General features: G+C 66.7%; 11 protein-coding genes. 5 read left to right on the top strand and 6 right to left on the bottom strand.

Annotated features, from left to right (window positions below; genetic code table 11):
* Nucleotides 1-13 precede the first annotated feature (13 nt).
* Nucleotides 14-1,768 carry a phospho-sugar mutase gene (locus tag ACOGI4_RS04825; protein WP_419842795.1) on the top strand — a complete coding sequence of 585 codons (1,755 nt, stop codon included), beginning with the start codon at nt 14-16 and terminating at the stop codon, nt 1,766-1,768.
* 141 nt (nt 1,769-1,909) lie between these two features.
* Here the strand turns inward: ACOGI4_RS04825 and ACOGI4_RS04820 are convergent, their stop codons facing one another.
* The 5 genes from ACOGI4_RS04820 to guaB form a co-directional block, all read right to left on the bottom strand.
* Nucleotides 1,910-2,515 carry a hypothetical protein gene (locus ACOGI4_RS04820; RefSeq protein ID WP_419842794.1) on the bottom strand — a complete coding sequence of 202 codons (606 nt, stop codon included), beginning with the start codon at nt 2,513-2,515 and terminating at the stop codon, nt 1,910-1,912.
* A 742-nt stretch (nt 2,516-3,257) separates the two neighbouring features.
* Nucleotides 3,258-4,598, bottom strand: a complete 1,341-nt coding sequence (locus tag ACOGI4_RS04815) for a hypothetical protein (RefSeq protein ID WP_419842793.1) — start codon at nt 4,596-4,598, stop codon at nt 3,258-3,260.
* A 280-nt stretch (nt 4,599-4,878) separates the two neighbouring features.
* On the bottom strand, nt 4,879-6,951 hold the full coding sequence (locus ACOGI4_RS04810) for a putative glycoside hydrolase (RefSeq protein WP_419842792.1): 2,073 nt from the start codon (nt 6,949-6,951) through the stop codon (nt 4,879-4,881).
* Nucleotides 6,952-7,023: 72 nt separating this feature from the next.
* A complete protein-coding gene (gene queF, locus ACOGI4_RS04805; RefSeq protein WP_419842791.1) occupies nt 7,024-7,392 on the bottom strand; it encodes a preQ(1) synthase in 369 nt (122 codons plus the stop codon).
* A 115-nt stretch (nt 7,393-7,507) separates the two neighbouring features.
* Nucleotides 7,508-8,596 carry an IMP dehydrogenase gene (gene guaB, locus ACOGI4_RS04800; protein WP_419842790.1) on the bottom strand — a complete coding sequence of 363 codons (1,089 nt, stop codon included), beginning with the start codon at nt 8,594-8,596 and terminating at the stop codon, nt 7,508-7,510.
* 28 nt (nt 8,597-8,624) lie between these two features.
* On the opposite strand from guaB, the gene ACOGI4_RS04795 reads away from it, so the two are divergent.
* The gene (locus ACOGI4_RS04795) at nt 8,625-9,482 is read left to right on the top strand and encodes a YceI family protein (protein ID WP_419842789.1); all 858 of its coding nucleotides are present in this window, start codon (nt 8,625-8,627) and stop codon (nt 9,480-9,482) included.
* Between the two features lie 75 nt (nt 9,483-9,557).
* The gene (locus ACOGI4_RS04790) at nt 9,558-10,436 is read left to right on the top strand and encodes a haloalkane dehalogenase (protein ID WP_419842788.1); all 879 of its coding nucleotides are present in this window, start codon (nt 9,558-9,560) and stop codon (nt 10,434-10,436) included.
* Nucleotides 10,437-10,460: 24 nt separating this feature from the next.
* On the opposite strand, the gene ACOGI4_RS04785 is transcribed toward ACOGI4_RS04790, so the two are convergent.
* Nucleotides 10,461-11,693 (bottom strand): LLM class flavin-dependent oxidoreductase, encoded by a 1,233-nt coding sequence (locus tag ACOGI4_RS04785; protein WP_419842787.1) that lies wholly within the window; start codon nt 11,691-11,693, stop codon nt 10,461-10,463.
* 322 nt (nt 11,694-12,015) lie between these two features.
* On the opposite strand from ACOGI4_RS04785, the gene ACOGI4_RS04780 reads away from it, so the two are divergent.
* On the top strand, nt 12,016-12,729 hold the full coding sequence (locus ACOGI4_RS04780; RefSeq protein WP_419842786.1) for a pyridoxamine 5'-phosphate oxidase family protein: 714 nt from the start codon (nt 12,016-12,018) through the stop codon (nt 12,727-12,729).
* A 240-nt stretch (nt 12,730-12,969) separates the two neighbouring features.
* Nucleotides 12,970-13,560 (top strand): hypothetical protein, encoded by a 591-nt coding sequence (locus ACOGI4_RS04775; RefSeq protein ID WP_419842785.1) that lies wholly within the window; start codon nt 12,970-12,972, stop codon nt 13,558-13,560.
* The last annotated feature ends 38 nt before the right edge of the window (nt 13,561-13,598 follow it).

Genomic DNA, 13,598 nt, shown 5'->3' with positions numbered 1-13,598 from the left:
CAGGCAGCCCGACATGACCACATCGCACGCAACCATCGATGCTTGGCTGGCCGCCGACCCCGACCCGCAGACGCGAACCCAGATCGAGGCCAACCGTCGCAGCGCCGATTGGGTGGACGCGCATTTCGGCAGCGTCATGCGATTCGGCACGGCCGGCATGCGGGCGGCCAGCGGGCCAGGACCGGCGCGCATGAATCGCGTGATGGCCCGAGTGGCCGCCCGCGCTGTCGGCGCAGAGCTGATTGCCGGCCGACTGGGCGACCGTGGTGCCGTCGTCGGGTTCGACGCACGGCCCGGTGCTGTCGAGATGGCGTTCGACGCCGCTTGCCTGCTGGCCGCGATGGGCATCCCCACAGCGGTCATCGACGGGCCTGCTCCCACACCGCTGCTGGCCCGTCAGCTGGTGGCCCGCCAAGCTGGCGCAGGCCTCATGTTCACCGCCAGCCACAACCCCCGAGGCGACACCGGCCTCAAGGTGTACTGGGCCGACGGCACCCAGATCCGCCCGCCGCTGGATCGGCGCATCGAGGAACGCATGGACCTCGCCGCGCTCCCCAGCCACGGCAGCCTCGCAGCCCGACACGAGCTGGAACTGCTCGAGCTGCGGTCGGTGATCGCGGAGTATGTCGCAGCGGTGGTGCGCCGCCCCGAATTCGATGCCGACGGCCGGCTGGCCGATCCGGTCGGCGCGCCTGCGGTCGTCTACTCCGCCCTGTGCGGCGTCGGTTCGCAGACGCTGGGCCATGCGTTCGCCGCTGCCGGTCTGCCGCCTCCTGCGTATGTCGAACACCAGCGCCATCCCGACGGCTCGTTTCCGGGCCTGCCGTTCCCGAATCCCGAGGAGCCGGGCACGCTCGACGACGCCATTGCGCTGGCATCGCAATCCGGAACCGATGTGATCTTGGCCAACGATCCCGACGCGGACCGTCTGGCAGCAGCAGTTCGGGATCGCGACGGAGCGTGGCGCCAGCTCAGCGGCGACGAGCTGGGCACGCTGCTGTGCGACTGGATGATTTCGCTGACGGCCGATCGGCGCCCCGAGCGGCCGCTGATCTCCGCCTCGTCGGTGGTCTCGGGCCGGATGGTGCAGGCCCTGTGTGCCGCCCGCGGCGTCGCCCACCACCGGACGCTCACCGGCTTCAAGTGGATCATGGAACCTCTGCTGACGCACCCGGAGGCGCAATGGGTGTTCGGCTACGAGGAAGCGCTCGGCTATTCGGTCACCGATGCCGTGCGAGACAAGGACGGCATCGCCGCAGCTGTGGAGTTCACGCGCATGATCGGCGCGTTGGCATCCCGCGGCGTTTCACCGCTCGAACGGCTCGACGAACTGGCGGCCGAGGTCGGCGTCTGGGTCACCTCAGCCGCCTCCGTGCGCGCCGACGCTCAAGCGATGCACGCGGCGCTGTCGCGGCTGCGGTCGCGCCCGCCCGCCGTCCTGGCGGGCCGGCCCGTTGTGACGTGGGTGGACTGGCTTCACGCCGACGCTGCGGCCCGGACGGATCTGATCGAATACGAACTCGCTGCCGGCACCGAGAGCGAGCCTTCCGAGACGCGTGGCGCGTCGGTGCGAGTCTGCGTCCGGCCGAGCGGCACCGAGCCGAAGGCGAAGATCTACCTTGAGGCCTCCATGCCCTCACCCAGCGACATTCGCACCCAACGCGGTCACCTTCGGGGCCTACTCGATGCGGTCTCGGCCGATCTTCTTGCGCTGCTCGACTTGAGCAAGACAGACGAGGCGTCGGCCGATCTCGCACACGGGTTGTAGCTGGCTTGTCGTGTCCGGGCACCCCAATGTGGTGCCACACAGCGGCTGTGTCTGCCGATGGCCGCGCCGCGGCGGTCAGCCTGTCCGAGCAGAACAATCTGATCAAAGCCGTAAACGGTGGCCGTGGCGCTTGGGCGGCGGTCAGTTGTGGCCGCTCTTCCATCCCGCGACGACCGCGAACGGCACGTCGATGAGGTCCTGCAGCTCCTCTGCGATCCTGGCCAACAGCTCGTCTTCTGCGGGCCGTCCGTCGCTGAACGGATCGCGGCCCAGCAGCGCCCACGCATCGTCACGGGCAACCCAGCGCTCGTCCACCTCGACCGCAAGCAGATTCAAACGGTGATCGACCCGCACCCCCGCCACGGCATCCGACAACGCAAACCGATGCTCGTCACCCTCGACAGCATCACGCGGCAAGAACACCCCAAAGCCGTCCGCGAACCGAGCCCGCGCCGCTGCCAGCGCCGCGTAACTCGCCGACGCACCGAACCGAATCTCCACATCGTCATGCCCGGCAGCAACCGCCTCAGCGCCGGCACTCGGCGGACCATCACCCGTCAACCACAACCACGCAACAAACGAATCACCCTGTATTGCCTCCGTGTCTCTGCCCCACCACTGCCCCGGAACGGCGTGGTCAATACCCCATCCGGCAGTCCGGTGCAGTTCAGCTGCATGCAGTTCCGCCAGCAACGCCTCCATCTCCGGCAGACGTGCCAGCCGCCGCCGTGCTTCGGGCCGGGACACTTCATGAGTCCGCGCGTAGTACGCAACACTGCAAGAGACATAATGACGTTCAGTGCATAGTTCAGGCGCGCTCACATACAGTATGGTGTGATTACCGCAAGCCGCGCTGCGGGGGTTGTACCCGGGTGTATCCGCATCGCCGACGATGATTTCGTCGCCTGACGCAAATGCTCTGCCGGTACCGCTTCGATCTTGGAGCCAGAACTCGTTCTCGGTCGAATCGTACTGCACCATGCCGCGCGGCAGTGACAGCACCCACCGCCGGTAAACGTTGGGATAGTAGGGACTGTTGCGTCCGCGATCCAAGTACACGCATCTTCCCACAATTTGCAGAGTGCCAAACGTTTCGCCTCGGTAGATTTCGCCGAACTCATCTTGAGTGTCCCAGTCTACATTGTACATCTCATGGAATTCCGCAAGCGGAAATTGCCGACTCTCGGGGAATACAATTTGTCGGGACCGTTCAGGCGGGGAGACGGTAGAGGCCAGAGAAGTACTTGACGCAGAGACTGCTGGAATCAGGGTGCCGCTTGCGATGTCCGTCGCATCCGGGCTCTCGGCTGGCGCGGAGGCGGCGTCATCGATGGCAGCCTGATCGTCGGAACACGCAACTGTTGCCAGCAGTAGTACCGACGCAGCGACATATGCAAGTGCAACAAGCCGTGTCCTATGCCTACCTTTGGATGCCAGCCGCCTTCTTGAAGTCAACGCAACAGCCTCTCGACCAGCTGTCGGTTTGCGGCTATCTAGTCAACACCGAAACATTGAGCTGATATTCGACTTGTCTGATCGGGCTGAAGAAGACCCAAGTACTGAGGACGCTGCACCCGTTCTTCGCACGATTACCCATATAGATACCGTAGGCTGCGCTGTAACTGTATACTGGTCCGCCGCTATCGCCTTTGCATCCTTTCATAAGGCGTCCAGAGGCGCGCACGAATACGGGCTGACACGCTCGATTATTGCCATCGCACCCGCCTTCTGGAATGTGTGGACGGAACTTGACATTGTCGATCTGTCCGCAGCTGATACCTGACATATTGCCGGAATGACATACGTAATCGTCAATCATCCCAAGACGCAGTGGTCCGATACTGCGAACGCTACAGGTATCTTGTGTAGCAAAATTGTTTGTGCATACGAATCTATTGGTGGCCGTATGGCCCCCACTACGAGGAAGAGAATAGAATGCGGCGTCCATTCCGGCATTTCGCTGATACACTCGACGTGTCAGCGTGACACCTTGGCTGGTCATCGTAGTACCGAGACAATGCCCGGCGGTGATGATGCCGTAAGTCCTGCTGCGGCCATGGTATGCGCCAAAACCGGAAGTGCAACTTCTAGTACGTCTCTCGCCGTCGATAGTCACAGGATGGCTGGTCAACCGTCCACCTTCGAGCGCCGCTTGCGGTGCAGGCAGCTCAGCCAATGTGACCTTGTACGGTACGGAGATGTGGGGTGCTAGGAGTCTGTCGATTGCGGACAATGCCACTTGGTTCTGGTCGTTCTCGCCGGTGTTGCCGGTCGGCCCGACCGGCCCGGACGCTTCCAGGCCGCCGGGAACATCTTGAGGCCGCACCCTCGAGCGGTCGATGCCGATCTCGAGTGCGTTGGCCCGCAAGTCCACCCCCGTATGAGCAACCAGATCGGGCAGACTCACCGACGAGCCCCCCGCAGCGCCGGTGCCGGCGACCGCGCCCACGCTCTCGCCGAAGCCGAACCTGTCCTGCGCAGCAGCGAGCGCCGCGAACGTCACCGCGGCACCGAAACGGATCTCCACATCGTCGTGCTCAGCGGCCGCGGCGACCGCAGCCGCGCCAGCCGGCTCGCCGCCGGTGAGCCACACCCACGCACCAAACGGCCCCCGATGATCGATGCCCCACCCCGCAAGACGAGCGCTCTCAGCGGCTCGCAGCCCTTCGGTGACCCGCTGCAGCTCAGGTATGCGCTCAAGACGCCGCTGCGCTTCGGCATGGGTGACCGAATAATCCGACGCGTACGCAGCCACCACCGGATGGACCGCCGCGTCCGCGGCGGTGCCGCCGGCTTGCGCGCTGGCAGGCACAACCGCGCCGAGCGACACGACAAGCGCAAGCACCGCGGCCCCGAGCCTTGGGCCGGCCCGAGGCTTCCCCCGCACCTCGCCAGCACGGCCACCAGTGCGCCGCTGCCGATGACATCCCATGACCCATCTCCCTCCGAGCCGACACCAGACTCAGGCGAGACGACCCGCCACGAGCCTTCGCTGCCACCATCACTACCACACCATCCGCCACCAGAAACGTCACCCCAGAAAGGAACACCGACCGGCGCGAGCGGACAAGCACAGGCACTTGACCGCGCAGCCGGAGGCGAACCGGCCGTCAGCGGTAGGAGACGGGGATGCCGTCGGTGGTGTAGGTGACTTGGGGGTCCCACAGCAGCCAGTCGGTGATGCCGAGGTCGGCGGCAGCGTCGATCTGGGCGCGCACCTCGGCGGGGCCGTAGGACACTCGCATCGTGAAGTCCTGCAGCCACGGCACCACCGCGGTGTTGGTGCCGGCGAGCACACGCTGGAACTCGGCCAGCGAGGCCTTGGTGATGTCGTAGGGCTGGGCCTCCGGGTGGACTACGCCGTACTCGCCGCGTCCCCAGTGCGACGGATACACCATCGGCGCCACGTAGTCCACGTGATCGGACATGGCACCGATGTCCTGGGCCACCCACTCGCCGCGGTCTGCCGCGATGCCGAATACCGAGACGCCGTGGAACACCTGCGCCTCGCGCAGCAGAGAACCGGCTTCGGCAAGAAAGCTCACGATGACCGGCGACGGGTCGCCCCCGTCCCAGCCGGGAATCCGCAAGTCGCCGAGGTTGCCTTCGGGGCGACGCATGTAGTCCCACAAGATGTCGTCGATGCCGGCGGCGGCCGCCTCCGCCGCGAGGTCGAGGTTGTACTGCCGCACGACGGGATGGTTGAAGTTGGCGAAGCCGCCGTACTTGGACAGCGGCCGTCCGTTCGGGTCCTGGAGCACCCAGTCCATCTCGCCGTTCGCGGCGGCGTAGCGGGCCAGCGTCGGGTCGCGGAACGCGACGATCCGCCCGATGACCCGCACGCCCAGCTCGTGCAGCTCGTCGATGGCGTCCCGCAGCTCGTACAGCTCCCGCGACGCGCCGATCCGGCGAGCCAACGGGACGTCGCTGCGGTGGCCGATGCGGCCGTCCTCGTCCTTGAGATCGAGTTGGACGGCATTGATGCGACCCTGCTCGATGAGCTCCAGCACCGACGAGCGCAGCCCGTCGTGGTCCCATGCTGCAGCAGTGACGTGGACGCCTGTGGTGTGCGGGTAGCCGATGGGCACGATGACGTCGAACGTGGTGCTGTTGCCGGCGGCGTCGGTCGCGACGACTGGCACCGGACCGCTGGGCGGTACCGGCAGCGTCAGGCTGAACGAACCCGTCGTGGTGTCGAGCCGCTGGTCGGCAATCTGCAGCGAAACGCCGGGCTCCACGGCGCCAGCCAGCACCACCGGCGCCCCCAGCGTCACCGGGTCGAAGACCCGGGGCAGCTCCACGGTCGGCGGCGTCCCGTCGACGGTGAAGGTCACTGCGGCGGTCGCCGTGCCGAAGAAGCGTCGCTCGACGTCCAGCGTGACGGTGTGGGTGCCTTCGGTGAGCTCAGGCACCGGCCACACGATCTGGTTGTCGTAGCGCTGCACGCCGCTCACCGGACTGCCGTCGAGCAGCATCTGCGCGGACGCGGCGTCGCCGCCGTCCACGGTGAACTCCAAGACGGCTTCGGACAGTTGAGCGGGCTGCAGCATTGCGCCGTCACCGATGCCCGAGACCGTGATGTTCGTGACCCGCAGCGCACTCAGCGCCACAACGCCCACACCGATGGTGGCTGCTGCGAGCAGGGTCGCCAACACGGCTCGGCCGCGGCGATGCTGTTTCGGCGGCGGCCCCGCAATGCCCAACACGGCGCGTTCGGCCACCCGCCGAGCCCGTCGGCTCAGGCCGTCGGCATAGAGCGGCGTCTCGGTTTTCGGCGACCTCCACGGGAAGCCCCAGCCCTGCGCCGGATCTGCCGGCGAAGCTGTCGAGCGTGAGGCCGCGTGAGCTTCCGGCGGACCTGTCGAGTTCCACGCCACGGGGTCTTCAGTCAGACCGGTTGAGCTTGACGCCACGGAGGCTTCGGCGGCGGCGTCGAGGTCGTTGCCGATCAGCGACGGCCCGACTTCGTGGCCGTGCGGCGTGAGCGACCAGCGGCTGCCGCGCAGCCCCGGCACCGGAGCTGCTTGGGTCACGATGCCGGATCGCTGCAGCGTGCCCAGCGACATCTGCACCGCTTGGCTGTCCAGCGCGACGGCAGCGCCGAGGTCGCCGGTCTCGGCCATGCCGCCTCGGATGAGCAGCTCACGCAGAACACGCCTGTCGGCGGTCGCCAACCATGGCATTCGCTCAAGTGTATTGAACCGGTCGCCGGGGTCTCCTGCGGCTCAGCCGCTTCCGGCCACAGCCGACCCTGGTCAGTCGAGCGATGCCTGCGCGGGGTGGCGGGCCGTCACCGTCGTGGTGATGCCGCCCCGGACCAGCCAGCGTGTTTGCACCATGGCCTGCTTCGGTGCGATAGCGGCGACCAGATCGTCGAGAATGCGATTGGTGACGGCCTCGTGATGCACCGGCTCGTCTCGGAAGTTCCACAGGTAGAGCTTGAGCGACTTCAGTTCCACGATGTGGCGGTTCGGCAGGTAGGCGATCTCGACCGTGGCGAAGTCCGGCTGTCGCGTCACGGGGCAGACGCAGGTCAGCTCGGGCGTCGTACAGCGAACCTCGTAGTCCCGCTCCGGGTAGGGGTCGTCGAGCGCGATCAGCTCGGACGAAGGTTCGCTTGCCATGTCGCTCCTCCTCGACTCGATGGTCCTTGACGGGTTGTCCTCGACGGGCGCTTGCAGCAAGCAGCAGTCATTGCACGCGGCTGTTGACGCGAGCGGTAGCTGATGCGGGCGGCAGTCAATGCGACAGGGTGGCGTGCGGCGTGTTCTCCGCCAACCCCAGCGGCGTCACGGCGACGAACTCGGCGTGCTCAGCGAATTCGGCGAGATTGCGTGCATTTGTGTAACTCATGGCGCTGCGCAAGCCGGCCATGAGCTCGCCAATCAGCTTGCCTGCCTCTCCCCGATAGGGCACGGTGCCCTCCACGCCCTCGGGGGCCCGCTGCTCGAGGTACTCGTCGTCGACCACGGCGCCGTGACGCTGCGCCCGCGCCTCGATGGCTTCGAAGCTGGCCATGCCCCGGATGCGCTTGCGCAGGCCGTGCGGACCTTGCTCCACCTCACCGGGACTCTCCTTGGTGCCGGCCAGCATGCTGCCGATCATCACCGACGCTGCGCCCAACGCCAGAGCCTTGGCGATGTCGCCCGACGTCCTGATGCCCCCGTCAGCGATGACCGGCACGTCGTGTCCGGCCTCGGCCAGTCCGCTGACCACGTTGTCGATGGCTGCCAGCTGCGGCACGCCGACTCCGGCCACGAGTCGGGTGGTACACGCGCCGCCCGGCCCGACACCCACCTTGATCGCGTCGGCACCCGCTTCGGCCAGGTCGACTGCTCCGTGGGCGGTAGCCACGTTGCCCGCGATCACATCGATGTCCGCAAAGCGATCCTTCAGACGGCGCAGCCCGTCGATGGCATGATCGGCGTGGCCGTGAGCGATGTCGAGCACCAGCACTCGGGCGCCGGCACGCCACAGCGCTTCGGCCCGGTCCTCCATGTCGTGGTCGGTTCCCACTGCCGCACCCGCAATCACCGAGCCGTCGTCGGCGAAGTCGACGTGGGCAATGTGTGAGATCTGATCTGCCTGCGCTTCGATCGGCATGAAGCGGTGGACGATGCCTGCGCCGCCGAGGCGCCCCATGGCGATCGCCATCTCCTGCTCGCAGACCGTGTCCATGTTGGCGGCGACGACCGGCAGCTCCAGCGTGATGTTGCGCGACAGACGGGTGCGCACCGAGACGTCGCCGCGGCTGCGGATCGTGGAGCGCTGCGGCACGATCAGCACGTCGTCGAAGGTCAGCCCGGTGCTCAGGTCGCGCAGCTTCATCAGCGCCTCCAAGATACCTTCGAACATTGTGAGCCCACGGCGGCGAAAGCTCTTGACGGTTGCCGTGCTGCTGGCGATTATTGCGGCCGCGACGGCGGTGGGCATCTGGAGAATGCTCGGCTCGGCGCCCGAAGAGGTCAGCCTGCAAGATGCGGTCGCCGACGCACGGCAGGCGCAAGACCAGCAGACGCAAGACGAAGCCGGCGCCGCGGTTTCGATCTCGGCTGACCAGGCCGATCACACTTCGGCCGACCAGACCTCGGCTGACCAGGCTGGCCAACTGACGGACTCCGACGATGATGGCCCCACCGCCGTCGACGACCTCGACAACCTCGACGGCGTCTGGAGCGTCGATGCGCAGACCGGATCGTTCACGCTCGAAGACGCCAGCGGCTCGTTCGCCGGCTTCCGTGTCCGGGAGGAGTTGGCCGGCATCGGCGCATTCACCGCTGTGGGGCGCACGGGCGACGTGGGCGGCTCGATGGAGATCGTGGACGAGACCGTGACCCCGGTGGAGGTCGAGGTGGATCTCACCACGCTGCGAACCGACGACACCCGTCGCGACGGCGCTGTGCAACGAGCACTGGGCACCTCGCGGCATCCGACAGCCACGTTCACCCTCACAGAGGCGCTGGACATCGACGGTGCCGCTGGCGGGGGCGCGCTGATCACGCTCTCAGCGCCGGGCGACCTGACGGTGAACGGCATCACTCAGCCCGTGGCGGCGGACATCGAGGCGCAGCTGGTGGGCGAGGTGATTGCGGTGGTCGGCTCGGTGGAGGTTCGGTTCGCAGACTTCGACGTGACCGTTCCGCAGGTGCCGATTGTTCTGTCCGCCGAAGATCACGGCATCATGGAGTTCCAGTTGCTGTTCGTGCGCCGCTAGGCGCGCGAACCGACAAGCACAGCGCGCGCCGTTAGGCGTGCTCGGGGCATGATTCAGCGAACGAAAGGGCACCCCATGACGACCTATTCGGCCGAACCCCTGTCGAAGTCCTACGCCACCGTCAACGGCAAGCAGATGGCGTACCACGATTCCGGCTCAGGCGATCCCGTCGTGTTCCTGCACGGCAACCCGACCTCGTCGTACCTGTGGCGCAACATCGTGCCTCACGTGCGGCCCCATGCCCGGGTCGTCGTGCCGGACCTGATCGGCCAGGGCGACTCCGACAAGCTGGACGACACCGGGCCGGGGTCGTACCGGTTCGTGGAGCACCGCGAGTACCTCGACGGCCTGCTGAACCAGCTCGACTTGGGCGACAGCGTCACGTTCGTGATTCACGACTGGGGTTCGGCGCTCGGCTTCGACTGGGCCAACCGGCACCGCGGCCGGGTGGCTGGCTTGGCCTACATGGAGGCCATCGTGAGGCCGATGACGTGGGAGGAGTGGCCCGAGGCAGCTGCCGGCATCTTCAAGGGCTTCCGCTCGCCTGCCGGTGAGGAGATGGTGATCACCAAGAACCTGTTCGTGGAGGCAGTGCTGCCGGGCTCGATTCTGCGCAAGCTGAGCGATGAGGAGATGAACGAGTACCGGCGGCCGTTCGTCGAGCCGGAGCACCGGCGGCCCACGCTGAGCTGGCCACGCGAGATCCCCATCGAGGGCGAGCCGGCCGACGTCACCCAGATCGTGACCGACTACGGCGCATGGCTGTCCGGCTCGGAGGTGCCCAAGCTGCTGATCAACGCCGAGCCGGGGGCGATCTTGAACGGCCCGCAGCTGGAGTTCTGCCGCACGTGGCCGAATCAGACCGAAGTCACGGTCCAGGGCAACCACTTCTGCCAGGAGGACAGCCCCGACGAGATCGGCCAGGCCATCGCCGACTGGCTGGCGAACCGCTGACGCGGCAGCCCCCTTTTGGCCCCTTCAGCTGAGTCCGACGGCTTGGCGGGCTCGGGCCTCGCGCTGCTTGCGCTCGATCGTCTCGCGCTTGGCAACCGGCGTTTGGTTCGTGATGACTTGGTAGAGGTCGGTGTCGATGTCGTCGAGCGCGATGTCGCCGGCGAGCACTGCTGACTTCCAGTCCTGGTGCTGTGCGTCGCGCTCGTGGAACTCGCCCATGACCTCGACGGCGAACAGCTCAAGGCTGGAGCAGATGTCGGCATGGGTGTTCTTGCCGGCTTGGTTCAGCAGGATGATCTGGTCGACGTGGGCGTCCTCGTACATCGCCAGCTTGCGGCGGATGGTGTCAGGCGAGCCGACGAGGCCGACGTTGTTGCTGGCCTTGCGGCCTTTCGGAGACTTCCGCCACTCTTGGTACTCGTCCCACAGGTTGACCGAGCCCGGCTCTACCGGTCCGTGTGAGTTGTAGAAGACCAGCGAGAACTGGAAGAACGTCCAGCCTTCGGCTTTGGCCTGGGCCTGCTCGTCGGTCTCGGCGCACATGAACGGGCTGACCACCGCCACGGCCGGATTGGTCTGGTAGTCGCAGAGCAGGTCGAGGTGGTGGAGGTAGTTGTTGTAGTAGGCGTTGACCCACGCTCGGGCGGCGTCGGCGGACACGAACGAGAAGCCGAGGGCACCCATGCCGCGCTGGGCTGCCATGACGATGGTGTCGAGCTGGCTGCACGCTACCCACAGCGGCGGGTGCGGTTTCTGGTACGGCTTGGGCACGACGTTGCGGGCCGGGAACGTGAAGACGTCGCCGTCGTAGCTGTGGTTCACCTGCTGGAACATCGGCATGAGGCAGCGCACGGCGTCCTCCCAGACCACGCGCTTGTCGCGGAAGCGGCGATCGAACGGGTGCAGTTCGGTGACCGAGGAGCCTTCGCCGATGCCCAGCTCCACCCGGCCCCCGCTCACGAGGTCGAGCGTGGAGACTCGCTCGGCGACGCGGGCCGGGTGGTTGGTGGGCAGCTGCACGATGCCGTGACCGAGCCGGATGTTGCTGGTGCGCTGGCTGGCGGCGGCCAGGAAGACCTCGGGTGCCGAGCTGTGGCTGTACTCCTCCAGGAAGTGGTGCTCGACTTCCCACGCGTAGTCGTAGCCGAGCTTGTCTGCCAGTTCGATCTGGTCGAGCGCCTGCTGGAACAAGACGTACTCGGAGTCGTGGTTCCACGGTCTGGGCAGTTGGAGCTCGTAGAAGATTCCGAATTTCATGGCATGTCCCTTGACTGCCCGGCGGCTTGCTCAGGCGGCGGCCATCCTAGGTTGGCGGGTGTTGGCGGGCATGGGCCGGCCGAAACGAGAGGTGTGCGGACTCTGCGGCTCGCAGCCATGTGATGGACAGCGAGGCTCACGTCCGTCGAAGACATCGGCGATGGCCGGACGCACAGCCGTGTGCGAAGCAGCCGGGCGACTACTCCGCCTTACACCGTCGTTGTACTGTTGCTGGTCCGTTGCACTGTTGCTGGTCGGCGCGCAGTCGCATTCGGGACGGGTGGCCTGCTGGACTGGCCGGGCCAGGCAATACGGTGCGTGTGTGAGCGAATCGCATGATGCAGACAGTTCTGCGGGCCGGCCCAGCGCGCAGGCGGGGCAGGCGCCGTCGCCGCGCACCCGGTTGCGGCGCATGGCCGAGCAGGGGCGCTACGACCGCGCTGAAGTGGCGGCAATCCTGGATGCCGGGCTGATCGCACATGTCGGCGTCGAGACGCCGGAGGGGCCGTTGGTGCTGCCGATGGCCTACGGCCGTGACGGCGAGAGCTTGTACCTGCACGGTGCGCTCGCGAATCACCTGCTGAACTCCGGCGAGGGTGCCGAGGTCTGCGTGACGGTGACACACCTCGACGGCCTGGTGATGGCGCGCACGCCGTTCCACAACTCGATGAACTATCGCTGCGTGGTGGTGCGGGGGCGTGCCCGGCGGGTGACCGACGCTGCGGCCAAGCTGCGCGCGCTGCGGCTGGTGACCGACCACATCGTCGCGAACTGGGACACTGCTCGACCGCCGACCGAGGCCGACATCCGAGCGACGCTGGTGCTGGAGCTGCCGCTGGCCGAGGCATCGGCGAAGGTGCGCGGCGGCGACCCGGTCGACGAGGCCGAGGACATGGCGGGCGACTGGTGGGCCGGCGTTGTGCCGCTGACGACTCGCTTCGAGGTGCCGAAGCCGTCCGCCGACCTGCGCGAGGGCATCCCGACACCCGCCGCCGTCGCCAGCCTCGCGCACCGCACCCCCGACACCCGCCGCTGACACCTGGGCAAGCGTGCCGCGCCGGACGCTTTGCGCTCGTAAATTGTCGCCCGCACCGAGGCTATGTTCGCTGCTCGCCAGTCTCAGACCAGCTGTTGCTCGGAACCAGACCGCGCGGCACATGCGGCGTTGGTTGCGCCGGATATTGACGGAGCTATGTGCGGTGCGTTCGGCAGTTTCGTCTTATGTCGAACCGAGCAGCATCGATTGCTCGGTGAACCGTAGCGGTAAAGTAGATGGGTGATTGAGACGCTCTGGGGATCGATCACGTCGGTGGGCTTCGATTCGGGCCATCGGTTCGTGATCGGTGACTGGCAACGCAGCCCTGTCGGGCCGTTCGCCGACATCATGTGGGCGCTGCCGGACGGCCGTCGCGTGCTGCTCGCAGAGACCAACGCAGCGGAGTATGTCGTCTCGGTGTACCCGTTCGAGGAGGTCCGGCACCAGTCAGTGGCCGCCGAACGGCATAGCCGACGCTATGTGGTGCGCTCGGGAGGCCTCATCTTGGACATGAACCTCGGGGTTGGGGCGCTGCGGCTGCCACCGCGTCCTCGCCAGATCACGGCCACCGTCGAGAACTGGTGTGCCCACAAGCTGCTCAACGTGCATACCCATGGCACAAGCCCCACCGGAGTGACTGAGTGGTATCGAACCAGCAGCGCCCGTAGAGTTGTCGCGGCCTCGGCGAGCCTCGAAGGCAACGATCTCGGCACACTCGCCCCGCTCCGCCGGCCGCTCGATTTCGGCTTCACCGACCCACCCCGCACGCCATCACACGTTCGCCTCCGAGTAGACCTCCGGCGGCCAACCCACGAGGCTCGCAACGGTTAGCGCAAGACGTCCTTTACATGTGAGCGCCAGCTTACCTC

Origin of the sequence: Candidatus Poriferisodalis sp., from assembly GCF_965205175.1 — a bacterium.
Taxonomy (GTDB): domain Bacteria; phylum Actinomycetota; class Acidimicrobiia; order Acidimicrobiales; family Poriferisodalaceae; genus Poriferisodalis.
The sequence above is the reverse complement of the archived record's forward strand: the minus strand, read 5'-3'. Positions and strand labels throughout refer to the sequence as shown.